The sequence below is a fragment of the Methylobacterium sp. C33D genome (assembly GCF_053345825.1).
The window spans coordinates 1-305 of sequence record NZ_JBKFAV010000203.1 but is presented as its reverse complement, the minus strand read 5'-3'; the positions used below and the strand labels follow the sequence as shown (position 1 = coordinate 305).

Genomic DNA, 305 nt, shown 5'->3' with positions numbered 1-305 from the left:
CGTGCTGGCCTATTCCGGCGGGCTCGACACATCGATCATCCTGAAGTGGCTGCAGACCACCTACGGCTGCGTGGTCGTGACCTTCACGGCCGATCTCGGCCAGGGGGAGGAGCTGGGGCCGGCCCGCCGCAAGGCGGAGCTGCTCGGCATCAAGCCCGAGAACATCTACATCGAGGACCTGCGCGAGGAGTTCGTCCGCGACTACGTCTTCCCGATGTTCCGGGCCCACGCCGTCTACGAGGGCGTCTACCTGCTCGGCACCTCGATCGCCCGGCCGCTGATCGCCAAGAAGCAGATCGAGATCG

1 protein-coding gene is annotated in these 305 nt (G+C 66.2%); it reads left to right on the top strand.

Translation table 11 applies throughout. The annotated features are described in order from the left end of the window. Window position 1: 1 nt before the first annotated feature. The coding region (locus tag ACLBXO_RS32040) for an argininosuccinate synthase domain-containing protein (protein ID WP_447687953.1) at window positions 2–305 on the top strand (304 nt) is incomplete at its 3' end.